Here is a 19,545-nt window from a genome sequence, read left to right on the forward strand (position 1 = left end):
ATCCAGCCAGCATCTTGAATCACAAACATCCGGTTTTGGGAATCCTACGATTCTCCCAAAATAGGAAATGCTCTAGGCCGCTGATTGAGGCAGCACGAACGGCATATTGCCGGCTGGCAGGACTCCAACCTTTAAGCGGCAACCGAATACCCTTTCGATCAGATCGTCGCTCAGCACATCCTGCGGCGAACCGGTGGCGGCAAGCCGGCCGCGGTGCATGACGAAAATCCGGTCGGCATACATCGCCGTCAGGTTGAGGTCGTGCAGGATGGCAACCACGCCGCCGCCCCTTCTGGCGAAGTCGCGGGCAATGTTCATGATGATCAGCTGGTGCTTGATGTCGAGGCTGGACACCGGCTCGTCCAGGAACAGATAGCGCGGCTTGCCGTCGAGCACCGGCGCCCAGATTTGGCACAGCACGCGGGCGAGTTGAACGCGCTGCTGCTCGCCGCCGGAAAGCTCCTGATAGAAGCGGCCGGCGAAACCGTCGAGGTCGACACGCGCCAGCGCCCGTTCCGGCAGGCGTTCGTCCTCGCCCGGCAGCACACCTGAGCGGCCTCCGACAAGGCCGAGCCTGACAATCTCGCGCACAGTAAAGGGAAACGACAAGGTCGTCGCCTGCGGCAGCACCGCGCGCAGCGTCGCCGCCTCGACTGGCGTTATCGTCGAGAGCTCGCGGCCGTTGATGGCAATCCGGCCGGTATGCGCGAGTTCCCCCGACAGCGCCTTGAGGAAGGTCGTCTTGCCCGACCCATTGGGGCCGACAATGGCCGAAATCTCACCCGGCCTGACCTCGAAATCGACGCCGGCGACAATGCCTTTCCTGCCGATCGCCACCGAAACATCGCGCGCTTCGATCATGAAACACCCCTACAGGTCGATGACGCCGCGCTTGCGCAGCAGGATCCAGAGGAAGAACGGCGCTCCGGCGATCGCCGTGACGATGCCGATCGGCAGTTCGGCGGGCGCCACGATGGTGCGCGCGACCGCGTCCGCCAAAAGCAGCAGCGAGGCGCCGAGCAGCGCCGAGGCCGGCAGCAGATAGCGATTGTCGGGGCCGATCAGCAGGCGCAGCAGATGCGGCACCACGATGCCGATGAAACCGATGCCGCCGCTGACGGCGACGGAGGCGCCGACCGCCGCCGAGACGCCGACGATGGCCGTGTACTTAAGCCGCTGCACCGGAATGCCGAGATGGCCGGCGGTCGCCTCGCCCAGCGCCAGCGCATTAAGGCCGCGAGCCAGGAACGGCATCGCCGCCAGCGAAAGCACGATGACCGGGCCGACAGAGCCGATCTTCTGCCATGTCGCACCGGCCAGCGAGCCGAGTTGCCAGAAGGTCAGGTCGCGCAGTTGCCGGTCGTCGGCCATGAAGATCAGGATACCGGTCAGCGCCATGGCAAGTGCGGCCAGCGCCAGGCCGGCAAGCAGCATGGTGGCGACGGATGTGCGGCCCTGCCGCGTCGCGACCTTGTAGAGCAGCAACGTCACCGACAAACCACCGCCGAAGGCCGCCAGAGGAAGGGTCAGCGCGCCGAACGAGGCGGTCACCGGCGACAGCACGGTCGTGCCGAGCACGATGACCGCCACCGCGCCGAGGCTGGAGCCCGCCGAAACACCGATAAGGCCGGGGTCGGCAAGCGGATTGCGGAACAACCCCTGCATGACCGCGCCGGACACCGCGAGGGCGGCCCCGATCAGCACGCCGAGCACGACGCGCGGCAGCCTTATGTCATAGACGATGAGGCGATCTCGCGCGCTCATCGCCACGTCGCCAGGCGCTGCGCCGAACAGCCAGTCGCCAACGACCTTGACGGCGGACGCATCCGAGGCGCCGGAGGTCAGCGACAGCAATACCGCTGCCGCAAGCATGACGCAGGCGAGCGCGATGACCAGACGGGCGCGCCCGGAACGGTCACCGTCGCTGGCCATCTTCCTCTCCGCCGGCCCGGCGATCGACTGGTCGACCATGCCGCTCAGTCCGTAATCTGCGTGCCATAGAGCGCGGCGGCAAGGTCGTGGACGGCGTCGGCCGTACGCGGTCCGAAGCCGAGCAGATACCCGCCGTCGATGCGGATCAGCTTGCGCGCGGTTCCGGCCGGCGTCGAGGCGATCGATGCGTTGCCGAACAGTTCATCGTCCGATACCGGCGGCCCGGCATTGCTCATCATCAGGATCGCGTCCGGCCTGGCGGTGACAACAGCCTCGTCGGACAGTTGCTTGTAGCCGGAGAAGCCTTCGATCGCGTTGACGCCGCCGGCCAGCTTGATGATGCCGTTGGCCGCGGTGTCGCTGCCGGCCGCCATGATCTTGCCGCCCTGCATCGACAGCACGAACAGAACGCGCTTGCGCTCCTTGATCGAGGCCGTCTGCTTTTCCGCCGCCTGCAGCTTGGCATCGATCTCCCTGGCCAGCGCTTCGGCCTTGGCGTCGGCGCCGAGCGCCTTGCCGACCACGCGGACCTTTTCGAGGATGCCTTCACGGTCATACAGGTCAGGCACTTCGATGAAGGGTATGCTCGTCTTCTTCAGCACATCGAGCGCCTCCTTGGGGCCGCTGCCGTGCAGCGCCAGCATGCCCGAAGGGTTGACCGACAACACACCCTCCGGCGACAGCTGGCGCATGTAGCCGACATCTTGCAGGTCGATAGCGGCTTTCGGATAGCGGCTGGTGGAATCGCGCGCCACAAGACGCTTTTCCTCGCCGAGCGCATAGACGATCTCGGTGATCGAGCCGCCGATCGACGCGATCCTGGTGGGATCGGCGAAGACGGAAACACCGTCGCTGGCGCCGGCCGGCTGCAGCGCTGTGAAAGCAAAGGAAAGGCCGACCATCGGGCCAAGCATCGATCCGCGCGCAGCCGTCAATCCGGAGAGAAGACCCATCATCGTTTCCTCAGGCTGCCGTCGGGCTTGGAATGCGCGGCAGGTTTTCGGCCAGGAAGCGCCAGTCGTCGCGCTCACCCTCTCCTTCATGGCGCTTGCCGAAGAACTGGATGATCATGTTGCCGCCGGCGTCGTAGACCTCCAGCGACGTAACATGGCCGTCCTTGGTCGGCTTGCGCACGGCCCAGACCTCATGAATGTGGTCGGTGCGCAGGTGCAGATGGAAGGTCTCGTCCAGCACATTGATCCATGGCCCCATTGGCTTGATCGACTTGACCGGACCGGAATGGATTTGGATACAGCCACGGTTTCCCACAAAGCACATGATCGGCATCTCGCCCTCGGCGGCACGATTGAACATGGCTCTCACCGCATCATTGTCGAGCAGCCATGCATAGTCCTGGCCGACCATGCGCACCGCCTGGCGGCGGCTGAGCTTCAACGTCTTCAGCATGCCGAAGAACTGATGCACATCGGTCAGCCGGCTCCAGCGATCGCGCAGATCGTCGAGATTCGCGGTCGTTGTCACCGCCTCGCCTTCGTTCTCGGCGGCTGGCCCCGAAATGGCGACCAGTGGCTCCTGGTTCGGCGATTCCAGCGAAGCGACCAGTTTCTGATAGGCATAGAGGTTTGACCCCGGCCGCAGATGCACCTTGTGCACCGCCTCGCCCGCCGCGTCGAAGAATTGCAGGCTGCGGCGGATGTCGTCGCCGTCGCGTTTTTCCACGGCAAAGCCGTGCGCCCATATTTTCGGGAAAATGCGCAGGTCGATGTTCTCGCCCAGCACCATGGCATTGTGATTGCCGGTGACGACCTTGTCGTAGGCGCCGATCTTTTCATGCACGGCGCTTTCGTTGCGGGTGAGCGCCATCACCTCGCCGACGGCTTCGAGGCCGGTCAGAAGATCGTTGACGCGTGGCTCGACGCGAACGACACCGTCGCCGCAATGCGCGGCCACCAACTCAGCCTCCGAAATGCCAAGCTGTGCGGCCAGATCGCGCTCGCGCGTTTTCGGATTATCCGTCCGCGCCCGCCGGATTTCGTGCGGGGTGGGTTTTACGCGCTGGTCCATTGTCCTGCTGCCTTACGCTTACTTGTTGAGGATGAGCTTGCCCTGACGGGTGATCTTGAGCCGGTAGAGCGCGCCGTGATGCTCGATGCCGATCTCGTGCTCACCTTGGAACAGCGTGTTGCTCGACAGCGTCCGCACCGCCAGCTGAACGCGGTCGAAGCGGGCGGAAGCATCGTCGGACCGGCGGACGCGATAGCGGAAGTCGTTGGGATTGTGCGTGTTCATGTGGATCGGTCCTTTCCTGTGCCGGGCGTCTGGCTAGGCGTTTGCGTAATCCCATTCATTCTTGACTTGAATAATCATGTTTACTAGTCAGTGCAATACCGGATTAAATTAGTCAAGATTTAAGACGCGAATACGATCACAAATGCCAGCCAGCCCCAGGCCAGCCCGCATCGAACCTGGAAACTTTGGAGTTGGGGCACATGGGGTTAGCGATTTGGGAACGGCGCGGCTGGTCGGCGGCGAAGGGTGCAGCGGCTTTGCTGGCGGGCGTGGCGGCGATTGCCTTATACGTGCCACCTGCCAACGCTCAGCAATCAGCACAGGCGGCGGGAGAGCAGGCCGATCAATCGAAGCAGGCTGAGGGGGAAAAGCCGGCGCCAGCGGGCGCAACGCTGCTCGACAAGGTGCTGGTCATCAGCCGCACCGGAGAAACGGCCATCCAATCGCTGGCCTCGGCCGGCCATGTCGACCAGGAACAGCTCGACCGCCGCATGGCGACGACGCCGAACGAAATGCTGTTCGGCGTGCCCGGCGTCGCGGCGCAGGCCGATGCCAGGCGCGTCAGCACCAGCGTCAATATCCGCGGCCTGCAGGATTTCGGTCGCGTCGCGGTTATCGTCGACGGCGCGCGGCAGAACTTCCAACGTTCCGACCATGGCACCCAATCGACCTTCTACGTCGACCCCGAGCTTATCAAATCCGTCGACGTGATCCGCGGGCCGGTCGCCAACACCTATGGCTCGGGCGCGATCGGCGGCGTGGTCTTCTTCGACACCAAGGACGCCCAGGACTTCCTCAAGCCGGACGAGACATGGGCTGGTTCCGTCACCGGACGCTACGAGAGCAACGGCAAGGGCTGGACCACCAGCGCATCCGGCGCCTATCGCTTTAACGACAATTTGGATGCGCTGGGCAACATCGTCTACCGCAATTATGACGACTACAAGGATGGCGACGGCGACACCGTCAAGGGCACCGGCTTCGACGTGCTGAGCGGATTGCTAAAGACCACGATCCGCCCGAGCGACAATAGCGAACTGAAGCTCGGCTGGGTCGGTTCGAGCGACGGCTGGAACGAGATCAGCGGCGGCATGCCGGTCAATGACGTCGACCTGAAATCGAACACCTTCACGGCTCGCTACAATGTCACGGACGAAGACAGGAGCTGGCTCGACCTCCACGTCAACACCTCCTACAACAAGACCAATCTCGACCTGACCGGCCTTGTTCCGCAGCGCCGCTTCGATCCCGTCACCGGCCTTCCCGTGATGTTGCCGGCAGGTTCGACGTCGACCTTCGATGTCGGCACAGCCGCCATCGACATCTGGAACACGTCGCGATTCGAGACAGGCGGCCTCGCGCATGAACTGACCTATGGCGGCGACTGGGTGAATGACGACGTCGAGACTGGCGGCACGGCAGGCGGCGACAGCTTCTACACGCCTTCCGGCAAGCGCAACGTTTCTGGCGCCTACGTCCAGGACAAGCTCAGCTGGGATTGGCTCGAAGTCATTGCCGGGCTGCGCTATGACAATTACAGCCTCGAGGACGACACGCACGAAACGTCGGGCGACCGCCTGTCGCCGCGCGTCACCGTCGGCGTCTCGCCTTTCGAAAGCGCCGGCCTTGCCGGCCTGCAATTCTACGGCACCTACGCGGAGGGCTACCGGTCGCCTTCGCTGACCGAAACCCTGATCAGCGGCAACCATCCGGCGGGCGTCAGCTTCCCGTTCCTGCCCAATCCCAATTTAAAGCCCGAAACCGGCAAGACCGTCGAATTCGGTGTCAATTACAAGCAGAACGACGTTCTCGAGTCCGGCGACGCGTTTCGGCTGAAGGCGGCCTATTTCAACAACGACGTCGACGATTATATTGACGGCGTTACGCTGTCGGCCTTCGATCCGACCAGTGGGTGCCCCTTCGGGCCGGGCATTCCGATCTGCTTCCAGTACCAGAACTTCGCCAAGGCAAAGATCAACGGCTTCGAGATGGAAGGCGTTTATGATGCAGCATGGGGCTACGCCGGACTTTCCGCCTCCATCATCAATGGTCACACCATATCCTACGAAGGCGATCGGGCGGACCTTGCCACGATACCGTCCGCGCAGGTCACCGTGCAGCTCGGCCTGCGCTTCCTCGAGGACAAACTCACTGTCGGCGGCGAGGTGCAGTACAATGGCAAGCCCAAGGGTAACCCGATCGCCAAGGACTATACGCTGGTCAACGCTTTCGCCAGCTACCAGGCGACCGACAATCTGAAGGTTGATTTCCGCGCCGACAATCTGTTCGATGTCAAATACGCCAATCCGTTGAACGGCAGCACCACGGTCGCGGTCTATGAACCGGGCATAACGCTGAAGCTGGCGGCAACGATGCGATTTGGAGGATGATGATGACGAACTTGACGGCATCCCTTCGTCTGCTGACCTCGGCGCTGGCGATGTCGCTCGCAGCGGTTCCGGCGTGGGCACAAGAGTCCGCGCCGGCGCCTGCTCTCTCCCTCGAACTCAATGGCGCGCAACCGTCTGAAAAGGGCTGCCGCCTGACCTTCGTGGTCACCAACAATCTCGGCGCCGACCTTTCCAGGGCGGCGTTCGAGATCGCGCTGTTCAACGACGCCGGCGTCGTCGACCGCCTGACCGTGCTCGACTTCAAGGACCTGCCGGCCGGCAAGACCAAGGTGACGCGCTTCGATCTCGCTGGCACCAACTGCGCCAAGGTCAGCCGCGTGCTGATCAACAGCGCGACCGAATGCGTCGGCACCGGCGTCGAGCCGAACACCTGCATGCGAAAACTCAAGACAGATGCCAAGACCGGCATCGCCTTCGGGGTCTGAGCACGGCGTGGGGCCGCACGCGGCATCCTGCGGCACCACCCGTCTAAGTCCAGGAAATCGAAAGGAACTCCATGTACATCGCCATGAACCGCTTCAAGGTGCAGAACGGCTCGGAAGCCGATTTCGAGGCCGTGTGGAAAAAACCGTGATTCCAGCCTTGCGGAAATGAAGGGCTTCCGGGAGTTCCATCTGCTGCGCGGCCCAGTCAACGAGACCGAAGGCTATACGCTGTTTGCCTCGCACACGGTCTGGGCAAGCCACGACGATTTCATCGCCTGGACCAAGTCGGAGAACTTTCGCGCCGCCCACAGGAACGTCGGCACGACGAAGGTCCACTATCTCGGCCATCCCCAGTTCGAGGGTTTTTCGGTCGTCGAGGGCGCCTGAAGCAACCTCGCCAGCCGGATAAGGGTCCTCACGCCGCCGCAAGCAGGCTGGCATTGCCGCCCGCGGCGGTCGTGTCGACGCAAACGGCCCGCTCATGCGCGTAAGCCGCCGGATTGAGCACCTCGCTGACCAGCGGCACGATCGGCCCTGAGCGTCCGGCGATCATTTTGCGCACGATGCGCGCCGCCTCCGGCGTCCCCGAGAAGGCGACGACGTCGACGCGTAACGAACGCGCCTCAACCGGATCGGGGCGGCCGTCGATCGCCGCCAGCGGCAGGCCCTTGCCGGTCAGCGCCGAAAGCGCCGCCGGCGCGCCTGGCGCCACCGCCAGCACCGCGTTGCCGGCGGCGAGCGCCTGGATCGTCTGCGCAAGCAGCGTGTCGCCGTCCGGTCCCAAGCACAGCACCCGGCCGCGCGGCGCCAATGACAGTGTATTGGCCTCGCCGGTCGGCCCGGGCAGGTCGACCTGGCCGAAATCGATTGCGGCGGCGGCACCGATCGCCGCGGCACCTTTGCCTCGCAGGTGCTTGCGCAGGATGGCGATGCGGTCCGGCCGCGTCGACCAGCCGCCAAGCGCGGGATCGGGCAGATTGTCGGCGAGTTCGGTCGCCGTCACCTTGTGGCCGTCGCCAACAGGCGTGCCTGCCTCCGGTCCCTTGCGAAAGCGCCGGAGATAATGCGGTCCGCCGGCTTTGGGCCCGGTGCCGGACAGCCCCTCGCCGCCGAACGGCTGCGAGCCGACGACCGCGCCGATCTGGTTGCGGTTGACATAGATGTTGCCGGCATGGATCCCGTCGACGAAATGCTGCACGCGACCCTCGATGCGGGTGTGCAGACCGAACGTCAGGCCGTAGCCCTTGCGGTTGATGGCGGCGATCACCGCATCGATCTCATCGGCGTCGAAACTGGCGACATGGAGCACCGGCCCGAACACTTCGCGCTCCATCTCCTCGATACCCTTGACCCGAAACACATGCGGCGCGACGAAGCGGCCATCCCTGGGTGCTTCGAGCTTGGCGATCAGCCGTCCCTGCAAACCCATCGTCGTGCAGTAATCGCGGATCGAACCCTGCGCCTCGTCGTCGATGACGGGACCGACATCCGTCGAGATAGCCCAGGGATCGCCGACCTTGAGCGCCTCCATGGCGCCCTTCAGCATCTCCAGCATCTTCTTCTCGACATCCTTCTGCACATAGAGGACGCGCAGCGCCGAACAGCGCTGGCCCGCACTCTGGAAGGCGGAGGCGAGGATATCGCGCACCGCCTGCTCGGGCAGCGCGGTGGAATCGACGATCATGGCATTCAGCCCGCCCGTCTCGGCGATCAGCATGGCATCGGGCGCGGCTGTCTCGGCCAGTTGCTTCTCGATCAGCTTGGCGACGTCGGTGGAGCCGGTGAAGCAGACGCCGGCAATGCGCGGATCTGATGTCAGTGGCCCGCCAACCGAGGGGCCGTCGCCCGGCAGAAGCTGGATGACGTCTTCCGGCACGCCGGCCTCGCGCAGCATTTCGACGGCTCGGAAAGCGATCAGCGGCGTCTGTTCTGCGGGCTTTGCAATTACCGAATTGCCGGTGACGAGCGCTGCGGCGATCTGGCCCGTGAAGATGGCGAGGGGGAAATTCCACGGCGAGATGCAGACAATGACGCCGCGCGCCTCGGTGCCCGCTTCGGCATTGGCCGCCTCGGCCGCGTAATAGCGCAGGAAATCCACCGCTTCGCGCACTTCGGCGACGCCGTCGGCCAGCGATTTGCCGGCCTCGCGGGTGGCCAGCGCGAAGAATTCGACGGCATTGGCCTCGTAGAGATCGGCGGCGCGATTGAGGATGGCCGCGCGCTCGGCAACCGGACGCTTTGCCCAGGCTGGCTGCGCTTCGACGGCGATGCGCACGGCGGTTGCCGCCTGCTTGGCGGTGGCTTCGCTGACCGTGCCCACCACTTCCGAAGGCCTGGCGGGATTGACGACCGGGCGTTGCTCGCCATAGCCGGCCGCGCGCGTGATCGGCTTGGCGTGCCAGCGGTTAGGGCCCGCGAAGGCTGTCCTCTCCTTCTCGATTGCTGCCAACGTCACCGGATCGGTGATGTCGAACCCTTTCGAGTTGCGGCGGCTTGCACCGAAGATGACGGCAGGCCGGGGGATCGCGGGATTGGCGGCGGGGCCTTGGCTCTCGACCGCTTCTAGCGGGTCGCGCGCGATGTCTTCGGGCTCGACATCCTCGTCGGTGAGTTGGTGGACGAAAGATGAATTGGCGCCGTTCTCCAGCAGCCGGCGCACCAGATAGGCGAGCAGGTCGGAATGCGCGCCGACAGGCGCGTAGATGCGGCAGCGCGTGCCTTCGGCCTTGCGCACCGTCTCGTGCAACGCCTCGCCCATCCCGTGCAGGCGCTGGAACTCGAAGCTCTCACGGTTCTTCGTCATCGACAGGATGGCGGCGACAGTGTGGGCATTGTGGGTGGCGAATTGCGGATAGATGCGATCGGTCATCGACAAAAGCTTTCTCGCGCAAGCGAGATAAGAAACGTCGGTGTTGACCTTGCGGGTGAAGACGGGGTAGCCGGCGAGCCCCAGCGTCTGCGCCCGCTTGATCTCGGTATCCCAATAGGCACCCTTGACCAGCCGCACCATGATGGTGCGATCGTATTTCGTGGCAAGCGCATAGAGCCAGTCGATGACGAAGGCAGCGCGCGGACCATAGGCCTGGACGACGACGCCAAAGCCGTTCCAGCCTGCAAGCTCCGGCTCGGCAAGCACGCGCTCGATGACGTCGAGCGAGAGGTCGAGGCGATCGGCCTCCTCGGCATCGATATTGAGGCCCATGCGCGAATGGCGCGCCGCGAGCGCCAGCGAAAGGAGCCGCTCGGCCATGACAGGCAGCATCTCTTCCTTCTGCGCTTCCTCGTAGCGCGGATGCAGCGCCGAGAGCTTCACCGAGATGCCGTGGTTGTGGCGGATATCAGGCCCGTTTGAACCGGCATCGAGTGACGAGATGGCATCGGCATACGCCTTGTGGTAACGCAGCGCATCGGCCTCGGTGCGGGCCGCCTCTCCCAGCATGTCGAAGGAATAGAGATAACCCTTCTGCGTCATCGGCCGGCCGCGCTTCACCGCTTCGGCGATGGTGCGGCCGAGCACGAACTGCTCGCCCATCTCGCGCATCGCCGCCGCCACCGCCTTGCGGATGACGGGCTCGCCCAGCCGGCGAACCATGGCGCGCAGCGTGCCTTCGATGCCGCCCTCGCCTTCATCGAGCACGCGGCCGGTCAGCATCAGCGCCCAGGTCGAGGCATTGACGAAGATGGAGCTCGAGCCGCCCGAATGCGCCGACCAGTCGTGCGGCGCGATCTTGTCGGCGATCAGGTCGTCCATCGTCTCGGCATCGGGCACGCGCAGCAGCGCCTCGGCCAGGCACATCAGCGCCACGCCTTCCTTGGTGGAGAGGCCATAGGCGGACAGGAAAACCTCCATCAGCCGCGGATCGGACGAGCCGCGCACCGCCCGCACCAGATCGGCGGCACGAGCAGAGATCGCCCGGCGGTCCTCCGCCGAGAGGCCGCTCGCCTCGGCCAGCCGCTTCACGGCCTGATCCTCGTCGGGCAGATAGTTGGCGCGGATTTGCTGGCGGATGGCGTCGAGCGCTGGCATGGCGGGTCCTACGGGCAAGCACAAGGGAGCGGGCCGGCGGTCACCGGACCGAATGGCGCAAGCTAGCACAAGTCCCGATTTTCAGGCGGTCTGAAGAAATCGACATTGCAGTTCGATCGATCTATCATATCGCCGCAAACTACCCGAAGAAGGCTGCATTTTCGATGAGGGAAGACCAATTGGACCGCATCGACAGGAACATCCTGTCGGCGCTGGCAAGCGCCGGCAGGCTTTCCATGTCGGAGCTCGCCGCCAAGGTCGGCCTGTCCAAGACGCCGGTGCAGGCGCGGGTGAAGCGGCTGGAGAAGGACGGCTACATCAGGGGCTACCAGGCGATTATCGACCGCGAGCGCATGGGCGAAGGCCATGTCGCCTTCGTCCAGGTGAAACTGTCCGACACCCGGTCCGCCGCGCTGGACGCTTTCAACCGCTCTGTCCAAGCCGTTCCGGAGATCGAACAGTGCCACATGATGGCGTCGAGCTTCGATTATCTGCTGAAGGTCCGCACCCGCGACATCGCCGCCTATCGCCGCGTGCTGGGCGAGCGCATCTCCGCCCTGCCCCATGTCGCCCAGACCTCGACCTTCGTGGCGATGGAGACTGTGAAGGATCGATAGTTCACTCCGCCAAGGTCTTCAAAAACGCCACCAGCGCCGCGCGCTCGCGGTCCGACAGCTCAAGCGGATGAATTTCGGATGTACCCTCAACGCTGGGGGCTGCCTTCGCGTAGTGCGCCACCACCTCGTCGAGCGACGCAAACTGACCGGCGTGCATGTAGGGCGGCCGCGTCGCCGCGCCGCGCAGCGAAGGCGTCTTGTAGGCGCGCACCAATTCCGGCGCATCCTTGACCATGAACCGCAATTCGCCGCAGGCGCCGACATCGCCATCACGGTAGGCGCCGAAGCAGTTGAACGGGTCGGCCTGAACTTGGCCTACCGCATCGACGCGGCCGCGATCCGGCGGCAGGCCCTTGACCGGCGGCACGCCGGTGTTGTGGAACCCATTGTCGGTGAAGCGCGGCCCATTGTGGCAGGTCACGCAATTGGCCTTGCCGATGAACAGTTTCAGGCCGAGGATTTCCTCCCGGGAGAAGGCGGCGTCGCCTTTCGGCTCGGCGCCGGTCGCCAGGTCCAGCGCGAACCGGTCGAAGCGGGCCTGCGGCGGCTCGATCGAGCGTTCGAAGGCAGCGATTGCCTTGCCGATGTTGGCGAACACCCCGTTTATCGCGTCACGCTGCTGGTCGCTCATGGCGCGCCATGCAGCCTTCTCGGCATCGCTGCCGAGCGGACTGGCATTGGCTGGTATGTCGGACAGATCGGGCAGCGGGCCGAAGATGCGCTCGTAGCGGTCGCCGAAGCGCGCCTTGATGTAATGCGCATAGGCGGCGCGGTTTCCCGCCTGCTCCAGGGGGTTCTCCAGCGGCGTCAGCGCCTGCGCCCACAGGCTGTCGCGCCGTCCGTCCCAGAAAAACCAGGGATCGCGCGCGATGCCGGCGAGCGGCATGGTACGCCGGTTCGTGCGGCCGACGCCAACCGCCTGCGGCAGGCCGTCCTGAAACTGCCTGTCGATCTTGTGGCAGGTCGAGCAGGACACCGTGCCGTCGCGGCTCATGCTGGCGTCAAAGAACAGCGTCGAGCCAAGGGCAGCGGCGGCCGGGACATCGGCGAACCGGTTGGTGGTGTCGGGTTTCAGCGCCGGCAGCCTCGACAGCGCCAGCGAGGCGATGGTCTTCTTCTCGGCATCGGAAAAGTCCGGCTTGCCGCAGCCGGCAAGGACGGCCATCGCCATCAAGACGAAAAAGCGCGCAAGACGCCTCATCTGCGGCTCACAGCACGACGTTGAAGACGACCGTATCCGACCCAGCCGTCGCGGAGATGGCAAAATGCAGCTGCCACCAGCCGCTCATGGTGAATTTCACGCCTTCGATGCGATAGCGCCCGTCGCCGAGATAGTCCGTCGCTTGCGGGCTGGTCGGCAGGCCGTGGCGGTGCTGCGGCATGCCTCCCGATACCGCGATCGCGGCCCCTTCCACCGGCGTCCCGGCTATCGTCTTCAACGTCAACAGCCAGGCTTCCAGTTCGCCTTGACGGACGACGCCGCGTTCCGGCGCGAAGCTCGCCATGAACAATCCGTTCTCGGTCTTTTTGGTTCGGGAGATATCCGGGCCGGCAACCTGCGCGGTTCGCGGTGCGGTCAGATAGACCACTGCCAGGATGCCAGCCAGCAAGGCTGCCAGACCAAGACCCGCCAAAAGATAACGCCATATCGAAGCCAAGCCGGTTCCTCTTCAGGGGATAACGTTTTGCCGCACCGATCGCATCCCGCCAAACCTGTTGGAATCGCAGGTGACGGAAAAAACCGCCCTTGCCAAGCATGGCGCTCTACTCTCCAAAAAGCTACAGCAGCATCGTAACAGGGGATGGATCATGATCGGCAAAGGTGTCGCCTCGATCGGCGAATGCATGATCGAGCTTTCGGGCCAAACAGGTTCGAACTGGCGCATGGGATTTGCCGGCGATACGTTCAACACGCTGTGGGCCCTGCATGCGCTGAGTGGAAGGCCAGCGACCTACGTCTCGGCTTTCGGAGACGATCCTTTCTCGCAAGACCAGATCGGCTTCTTCGCGGACAATGGCATCGGCATTGGCGAAAGCCCTGTTATCCCGGGGGCGCGGCCCGGCCTCTATGCCATCACGCTGACCGGCGCGGAACGCTCCTTCACCTATTGGCGCGGCGATGCGGCTGCCAGGCAGCTTGCCTCCAATCCGGCTGCGTTGGCAAAAAGCCTTGAAAAGCAGGCGCTTGTCTACTTTTCCGGAATCACTTTGGGAATTCTGGACTCCGCTGCGCGCGCCACGTTGCTATCGGCCGTGGCCGAGGCGCGATCCGCGGGGTCGCTGATCGCCTTCGATCCCAACTACCGGCCACGGCTGTGGCGCGATCGCGAGGAGGCGCAAGCCGCGATCCTGGAGGCGCTCGCCGTCACCGACATCGCATTGCCGACTTTCCCGGACGAGCAGATGCTGTTCGGCGATGAAGCGCCACAGGCAACGGCTGGGCGGCTCGGGCAACTGGTCGGCGAAGTCGTGGTCAAGAACGGGGAACAGCCGGCGCTGATCGTCGAGAACGGGATGCTGCGGGACGTTCAGGCGATCCATGTGGCCACGCCCGTCGACACCACGGGCGCGGGCGATTCCTTCAACGGCGGCTATCTCGCCGCGCGTCTCGCCGGACACACCCCTGCGGAGGCTACAAAGCGCGCGCACCGTGTCGCGGCCAGCGTGGTGCAGGTTCGCGGCGCATTGGCGCCATTCGAGACGTTGCGTGCGGCATTCGAAACGGATTGAGGGTCAGGGCAGCCGGAACCGATATTCCGTCACGTGATGGTAGATCGCACCCGGCCACAGCGTCGCCTGCGGGAAATACGGCCGGTTCGGCGCGTCCGGCCATATTTGCGGCTCCAGGCAGAAACCGCAGAAAGCTTTGTGGTTTCGCCCTTCCAGCCCCGTGCGCGGCGTCACATACTGGCCGGTATAGAGCTGGACGCCGGGCTCCGTGGTCCACAGTTCCATCTCGACGCCGGAGCTCGCGCCTTGCACCCACGCCGCCTGCTTGAGCGGCCCGCGCGCCGAAGCGAGGCAGAAGTTCTGGTCATAGGCAAGCTGCTCGCCCTCGATCTCCATGCGCAGCGGCCGTGCCTGGCGGAAATCGAAAGGCGTGCCGTCGACAGGCTTCACCGTGCCCGTTGGAATCATCTCGCCATCCACCGGCAGATAGGCGCCGGCATTGAGCATCATCCGGTGATCGAGGATGTCGCCCGTCCCGCCATCATCGAGATTGAAGTAGGAATGCTGCGTGAGATTGCACAGCGTCGGCTCCTCGCATGTGGCTGATATCTCGACGCTGAGCGTGCCGGGGATCTTCAGCCGGTAGGTGCAGGTGACGTCGAGTGCGCCGGGAAAGCCCATCGTGCCGTCGGGATCGTGCAGCGTCAGCGTGACGAAGTCCCGCCCGTGCAGCGAAACCGTCCACGGCCGATGGAAAAAGCCTTGCGAGCCTCCATGCAGCGTGTGCTTGTCGAGAAAATTGCGCTCGGTCTGGTAGCGCTTGCCGGCGATGGTGAAACGGCCGTCGCGGATGCGGTTGGCATAGCGGCCGACGACCGCGCCGAAGAAAGCCGTGTCGGTTTCATAGGATGATAGATTATCATAGCCGAGCACGAGAGGCGCATCGTGGCCGGCCAGGCGCAGGTCCTGGATGATCGCGCCGAGCCCAAGGATATTGGCGCTAAGTCCGCCGCCTCTGATGGTGAAGCGGCGAATCGGGTCGCCCGCCTGGGTGGTGCCGAAAACCTCGCCGTCCTTCATTGCCATGCCCGCAAACGTCAGTTGATCCAGACGGCCCGTTTCGTAGCCGGGGCAGGCAGATCATAGGCCTGCCTGTCCCGGCGACAGTCTATCAGAGGCCGAGGCCGCCGATGCAGACATATTTGGTGTCGAGGTAATCCTCGATACCCTGATGTCCGCCTTCCTTGCCGAGCCCGGACTCCTTGACGCCGCCGAACGGTGCTTCCGGCGTGGTGATCAGGCCTTCATTGACGCCGACCATGCCATATTTCAGCCCTTCCATGACGCGGAAGGCGCGGCCGAGATCGCCGGTGTAGAAATAGCAGGCGAGGCCGAATTCGGTGTCATTGGCAAGCGCAATCGCTTCTTCCTCGGTCTCGAACCTGAAGACGGGCGCCACCGGCCCGAATATCTCTTCCTTCATGAAGCGCATCTTGGGCGTCGCATCGGCGATGACGGTCGGCTGGAAGAACGAGCCGCCGAGCGCATGGCGCTTGCCGCCGGCGACGACCTTGCCGCCCTTCGAAGTCGCATCGGCGATCAGTTCCTCGACCTTCTCGACCGCCTTCTCGTCGATCAGCGGCCCCTGCTGCACGCCCTCCTCCAGGCCGGAGCCGACCTTCAGCTTGTCGCTGGCGGCAGCCAGCTTCTCGACGAACCGGTCATAGACGCCGGCCTGGACAAGGAAGCGGTTCGTACAGACGCAGGTCTGGCCCGAATTGCGGTACTTGGCCGTGATCGCACCGGCGACGGCGCGGTCGATGTCGGCGTCGTCGAAGACGATGAACGGCGCATTGCCGCCGAGCTCCATCGACACCTTCTTCACGGTGACGGACGACTTCTGGATCAGGATCTTGCCGACCTCGGTCGAGCCGGTAAAAGTGATCTTCTTGACCAGCGGATTGGCGCAGATCTCATCGCCGATTTCGCCGGCCGCACCGGTCAGGATGTTGATTACGCCCTTGGGGAAGCCGACTTCCTCGGCCAGCGCGCCCCAGGCGAGACCGGAGTAAGGCGTCTGCGAGGCGGGCTTGACCACGGCGGTGCAACCCGCGGCGAGTGCCGGGCCGAGCTTGCGGGCCAGCATCGAGGACGGGAAATTCCACGGCGTGATGGCGGCGATGACGCCGACCGGTTCCTTGGTCACCAGGATGCGGCGGTCCGCCCACGGCGACGGCACGACATCACCATAGGTGCGGCGGCCCTCCTCGGCGAACCACAGGATGTAGGAGGCGGCCGAGCCGATCTCGCCCTTCGATTCGAACAGCGACTTGCCCTGTTCAATGGTCAGGAGCTCCGCCAGAACGTCCTGATTGTCCATCATGGCATCGTGCAGCTTGCGCAGCAGCTTCGAGCGCTCGAGCGCGGTCGTCTTGCGCCAGGTCTTGAAAGCTTCGTCGGCGGCTTCGATGGCGCGGCGGGTCTCGACCTTGCCCGCTTTCGGCACGGTGCCGATCTTGAGGCCGGTTGCCGGATTGGTGACGTCGACCGTCTGGCCGCTGTCGGCCTGCACCCATTCGCCGTTAATAAGATTGGCCTGGCGCATGAAATGGCTGGTTTTCTGAAGCATGGTCTAGCCTCCGTTCGGCGCTCACGGGCCGCTATCTGGATGTCTTCGATTAGCGCACCGTGCGCTGGGGCCATTGCTCTTAACCTAGGGAAAGCCCCGCAAGCAATCGCAAGATGGCATATAGGGGTTATGCCAGTGCAAGGCGAGAGCCGAGGTTTGATTTCACCGCTGAGACATCGCGTCAAACCGGATTCACGCCGAGCGGCTCAGACCCCGGTCTTATTCATGTCAGCCGAACACGTGCACGCTCACCGCCAGCCAGAAAGCAGTGGTGACGACCGCGCTCGCGGTCGCGATGGTCATCTGGTTCGACGCCAGCGCCTGGCCTGTGTTGAACTGCACGGCAATGAGATAGGAATTGATGCCGGATGGCAGCGCCGCCACCACGACCGCTACCTTGGCGGTCAAGGGCGGCAGGCCGAGCAACCAGACGAAGATCAGAACCAGCGCCGGCATCAGGAACAGCTTCAGCGTTGATAGCGCCAGCGCCGGGCGGACATTGCCTGATATGCCGAAGCGGCGCAGGCTGAGCCCCATGGCGAACAGCGCCACCGGCCCGGCGGTGCCGGCCAGCGCGTCCACCAGCCGCATGACCAGTTCGGGCAGCGGGATGCCGCTGAAGCGCCATGCGAGACCCAAAAGAATGCCGATGATCAGCGGATTGATGAACAGCCGCCTCAGGAAATTGCGGACGACGCGCACGGGGTGCACATGCTCGCCGCCGCCGCGGCCGAACATCTCGAACAGCACGATCGAAGCCATCATCATGACAGGCAGATGCACGGAAACCAGGAGCGACAGCACCTCGAATCCATCCCGCCCGAATATGCCGAGAATGAACGGCGCGCCGAGCAGGACAACATTGGAATAGGCCGACGACACCCCGCCGACGACACCCGCGCGTGCGTCGCGTCCGAATATCCGCGTGGTAACGACATGGCCGGCGGCCCAGGTGATTGCCACCGCCGCGAAATAGGCCCCCCATAGCGACCACGGTGCCACCCCGTGGAAATCGGCATTCACCATCGTCTGGAACAACAGCAGCGGCATCGCAACGCTGACCGCAAAATCGGATATCCCCTCGCCGCTCGCCGGCTTCATATAACCGGTGAACCCGGCGAGGTAGCCGAGCGCCACGAGGCTGAAGACGAAAAGGACGGTTTCGGTAAGCGGAGACATTTTTCCAGGGATAGGCGAGCCAAGGTCGCGGTGCAATCGCGCCCGAATTTCTTCGACCCCGAATTTGTTCTGCCAAGCGGGCATCGCCGAAGGCGGCTGGACGTTTCCCATCCCGCTCACGACCGGAAGACCGATCTGGTGAAGCAGCGGATGACGAAGGAGAAGTGAGACCGCGGAGACCGCAGGCCTTTCGCTTGTCTTTGTACCTGCTTTCCGATCCCTATATGCGGGTGGCCGGTGCCCGGCTTCTGGAAGGATTACGATGATCCGATTTGCCTTGGCGTTGTTCCTGTTTGGCGTTCCGGCTGCAGCGCATGCGACGGATGCCGGCTGGGCGCTGCTGCGCGATGGCGGCCATGTCGTGCTTTTGCGCCATGCCATGGTCACCGGCACCACCGATCCCGCCAATTTTGATATCGACAGCTGCGCCACCCAGGTCAATCTGTCCGCACGCGGCAAGCAGCAGTCGAGCAAGATCGGCGCCTTGCTTGCCGCCCGCGCCGCGCCGATCGAGCGCGTGCTGTCCAGCCGCTATTGCCGCTGCCTCGACACCGCGCGCATCGCCTTCGAGACCGAGCCGGAGCCTTTCGCGCCGCTCGACCTGCTGAAGGGCGACGCGGCGCAAAAGGCGGCCCAGATCGCCGCGATCATGAAGGAAATCCGCGCCTATTCCGGCTCTGACAACCTGGTCATGGTCACTCATCTGGAAAATATCGCTGCGTTGACCGGCGTCTCGCCGCGCGAGGGCGAAGCCGTTGTCGTCGAGCCGCAGGGCGAGGGTCTGCGTGTGCTCGGCCGGGTCACGTTCTAAATCGGGGCCGACCGGCGCATCCGCGAGCAGCCACGCGATGAGGACTTGCGACAGAGGTAATGTTGCCAAAATACCACCCAAAAAAGATGCCGCGCTAGGGCCGCGACGATGAGGCCAACATCATCCGCGGTCGCCAGCCATGGAGGGGCCGCCGGGTTGACCGGCGGCCCGTCTTGCGTTTCTTGGGCACGCTACCCATCTGCGCCCGGCGTATCAGGCCTTTTCCTGCCGGGAAAAACCGATTAGACAGCGCCCAAACAAGATGCGGACAGATTCCGCCCGCAACCGAAGGAAAAGCCCTTGTCCACCACGTTCGACAAAGTCGCCAAGATCATTGCCGACACCAGCGAGATCGACATCGACACCATCACGCCCGAGAGCCACACGATCGACGATCTCGGCATCGACAGCCTCGATTTCCTCGACATCGTCTTCGCCATCGACAAGGAATTCGGTATCAAGGTGCCGCTGGAAAAGTGGACCCAAGAAGTCAATGACGGCAAGGCTTCGACGGACGATTACTTTGTCATGAAGAACCTGTGCGCCAAGATCGACGCACTGGTCGCCGCCAAGACCGCCTGATCCGTACCCGAT

17 protein-coding genes and 1 pseudogene are annotated in these 19,545 nt (G+C 64.1%); 7 read left to right on the top strand and 11 right to left on the bottom strand.

Annotated features, from left to right (window positions below; genetic code table 11):
- Window positions 1-72: 72 nt before the first annotated feature.
- From FJ942_RS15040 to hemP, 5 genes are read right to left on the bottom strand one after another with little or no spacing between them, the layout of a single operon-like run.
- Window positions 73-861, bottom strand: coding sequence for a heme ABC transporter ATP-binding protein (locus FJ942_RS15040; RefSeq protein WP_140517200.1), 789 nt, complete (start codon window positions 859-861; stop codon window positions 73-75).
- A gap of 9 nt (window positions 862-870) precedes the next feature.
- Window positions 871-1,971 (bottom strand): iron ABC transporter permease, encoded by a 1,101-nt coding sequence (locus FJ942_RS15045; RefSeq protein WP_140670330.1) that lies wholly within the window; start codon window positions 1,969-1,971, stop codon window positions 871-873.
- Between the two features lie 5 nt (window positions 1,972-1,976).
- The gene (locus FJ942_RS15050) at window positions 1,977-2,885 is read right to left on the bottom strand and encodes a hemin ABC transporter substrate-binding protein (RefSeq protein WP_140898076.1); all 909 of its coding nucleotides are present in this window, start codon (window positions 2,883-2,885) and stop codon (window positions 1,977-1,979) included.
- A 10-nt stretch (window positions 2,886-2,895) separates the two neighbouring features.
- Window positions 2,896-3,957 carry a hemin-degrading factor gene (locus FJ942_RS15055; RefSeq protein WP_140517206.1) on the bottom strand — a complete coding sequence of 354 codons (1,062 nt, stop codon included), beginning with the start codon at window positions 3,955-3,957 and terminating at the stop codon, window positions 2,896-2,898.
- A gap of 18 nt (window positions 3,958-3,975) precedes the next feature.
- The gene (gene hemP, locus FJ942_RS15060; protein ID WP_140517208.1) at window positions 3,976-4,182 is read right to left on the bottom strand and encodes a hemin uptake protein HemP; all 207 of its coding nucleotides are present in this window, start codon (window positions 4,180-4,182) and stop codon (window positions 3,976-3,978) included.
- Between the two features lie 200 nt (window positions 4,183-4,382).
- Here hemP and FJ942_RS15065 point away from each other — a divergent pair, with 200 nt between their 5' ends.
- The 3 genes and pseudogenes from FJ942_RS15065 (at window position 4,383) to FJ942_RS15075 (ending at window position 7,405) form a co-directional block, all read left to right on the top strand.
- Window positions 4,383-6,572, top strand: a complete 2,190-nt coding sequence (locus FJ942_RS15065; RefSeq protein WP_140898078.1) for a TonB-dependent hemoglobin/transferrin/lactoferrin family receptor — start codon at window positions 4,383-4,385, stop codon at window positions 6,570-6,572.
- Window positions 6,573-6,574: 2 nt separating this feature from the next.
- Window positions 6,575-7,018, top strand: coding sequence for a hypothetical protein (locus FJ942_RS15070; protein WP_140495707.1), 444 nt, complete (start codon window positions 6,575-6,577; stop codon window positions 7,016-7,018).
- A 71-nt stretch (window positions 7,019-7,089) separates the two neighbouring features.
- Window positions 7,090-7,405: pseudogene (locus FJ942_RS15075) on the top strand (antibiotic biosynthesis monooxygenase).
- 28 nt (window positions 7,406-7,433) lie between these two features.
- On the opposite strand, the gene putA reads toward FJ942_RS15075, so the two are convergent.
- Window positions 7,434-11,045, bottom strand: coding sequence for a bifunctional proline dehydrogenase/L-glutamate gamma-semialdehyde dehydrogenase PutA (gene putA / locus FJ942_RS15080; protein WP_140898080.1), 3,612 nt, complete (start codon window positions 11,043-11,045; stop codon window positions 7,434-7,436).
- Window positions 11,046-11,209: 164 nt separating this feature from the next.
- On the opposite strand from putA, the gene FJ942_RS15085 reads away from it, so the two are divergent.
- Window positions 11,210-11,662, top strand: a complete 453-nt coding sequence (locus tag FJ942_RS15085; protein ID WP_140631128.1) for an Lrp/AsnC ligand binding domain-containing protein — start codon at window positions 11,210-11,212, stop codon at window positions 11,660-11,662.
- Between the two features lies 1 nt (window position 11,663).
- On the opposite strand, the gene FJ942_RS15090 is transcribed toward FJ942_RS15085, so the two are convergent.
- Both FJ942_RS15090 and FJ942_RS15095 read right to left on the bottom strand, forming a co-directional pair.
- Window positions 11,664-12,863: a cytochrome c peroxidase gene (locus FJ942_RS15090; protein WP_140898082.1), complete on the bottom strand. Its 1,200-nt coding sequence runs from the start codon at window positions 12,861-12,863 to the stop codon at window positions 11,664-11,666.
- A gap of 7 nt (window positions 12,864-12,870) precedes the next feature.
- Window positions 12,871-13,320, bottom strand: coding sequence for a FixH family protein (locus FJ942_RS15095; protein ID WP_140495703.1), 450 nt, complete (start codon window positions 13,318-13,320; stop codon window positions 12,871-12,873).
- Between the two features lie 151 nt (window positions 13,321-13,471).
- Here FJ942_RS15095 and FJ942_RS15100 point away from each other — a divergent pair, with 151 nt between their 5' ends.
- A complete protein-coding gene (locus FJ942_RS15100; RefSeq protein ID WP_140670324.1) occupies window positions 13,472-14,392 on the top strand; it encodes a sugar kinase in 921 nt (306 codons plus the stop codon).
- Between the two features lie 3 nt (window positions 14,393-14,395).
- Here the strand turns inward: FJ942_RS15100 and FJ942_RS15105 are convergent, their stop codons facing one another.
- From FJ942_RS15105 to FJ942_RS15115, 3 genes are all read right to left on the bottom strand, one after another.
- Entirely contained in the window at window positions 14,396-15,418 is a 1,023-nt protein-coding gene (locus FJ942_RS15105) for an aldose epimerase family protein (RefSeq protein WP_140517222.1), read from the bottom strand.
- 85 nt (window positions 15,419-15,503) lie between these two features.
- Complete coding sequence (locus tag FJ942_RS15110; RefSeq protein ID WP_140517224.1) at window positions 15,504-16,961, bottom strand: NAD-dependent succinate-semialdehyde dehydrogenase; 1,458 nt, start codon at window positions 16,959-16,961, stop codon at window positions 15,504-15,506.
- A 228-nt stretch (window positions 16,962-17,189) separates the two neighbouring features.
- On the bottom strand, window positions 17,190-18,140 hold the full coding sequence (locus FJ942_RS15115) for an AEC family transporter (RefSeq protein WP_140521072.1): 951 nt from the start codon (window positions 18,138-18,140) through the stop codon (window positions 17,190-17,192).
- A gap of 262 nt (window positions 18,141-18,402) precedes the next feature.
- On the opposite strand from FJ942_RS15115, the gene FJ942_RS15120 reads away from it, so the two are divergent.
- A complete protein-coding gene (locus FJ942_RS15120; protein WP_140579794.1) occupies window positions 18,403-18,951 on the top strand; it encodes a histidine phosphatase family protein in 549 nt (182 codons plus the stop codon).
- A gap of 300 nt (window positions 18,952-19,251) precedes the next feature.
- On the top strand, window positions 19,252-19,533 hold the full coding sequence (locus FJ942_RS15125) for an acyl carrier protein (RefSeq protein WP_010909964.1): 282 nt from the start codon (window positions 19,252-19,254) through the stop codon (window positions 19,531-19,533).
- Window positions 19,534-19,545 lie beyond the last annotated feature (12 nt).

This window comes from Mesorhizobium sp. B2-4-2 (assembly GCF_006442845.1).
Taxonomy (GTDB): Bacteria; Pseudomonadota; Alphaproteobacteria; order Rhizobiales; family Rhizobiaceae; genus Mesorhizobium.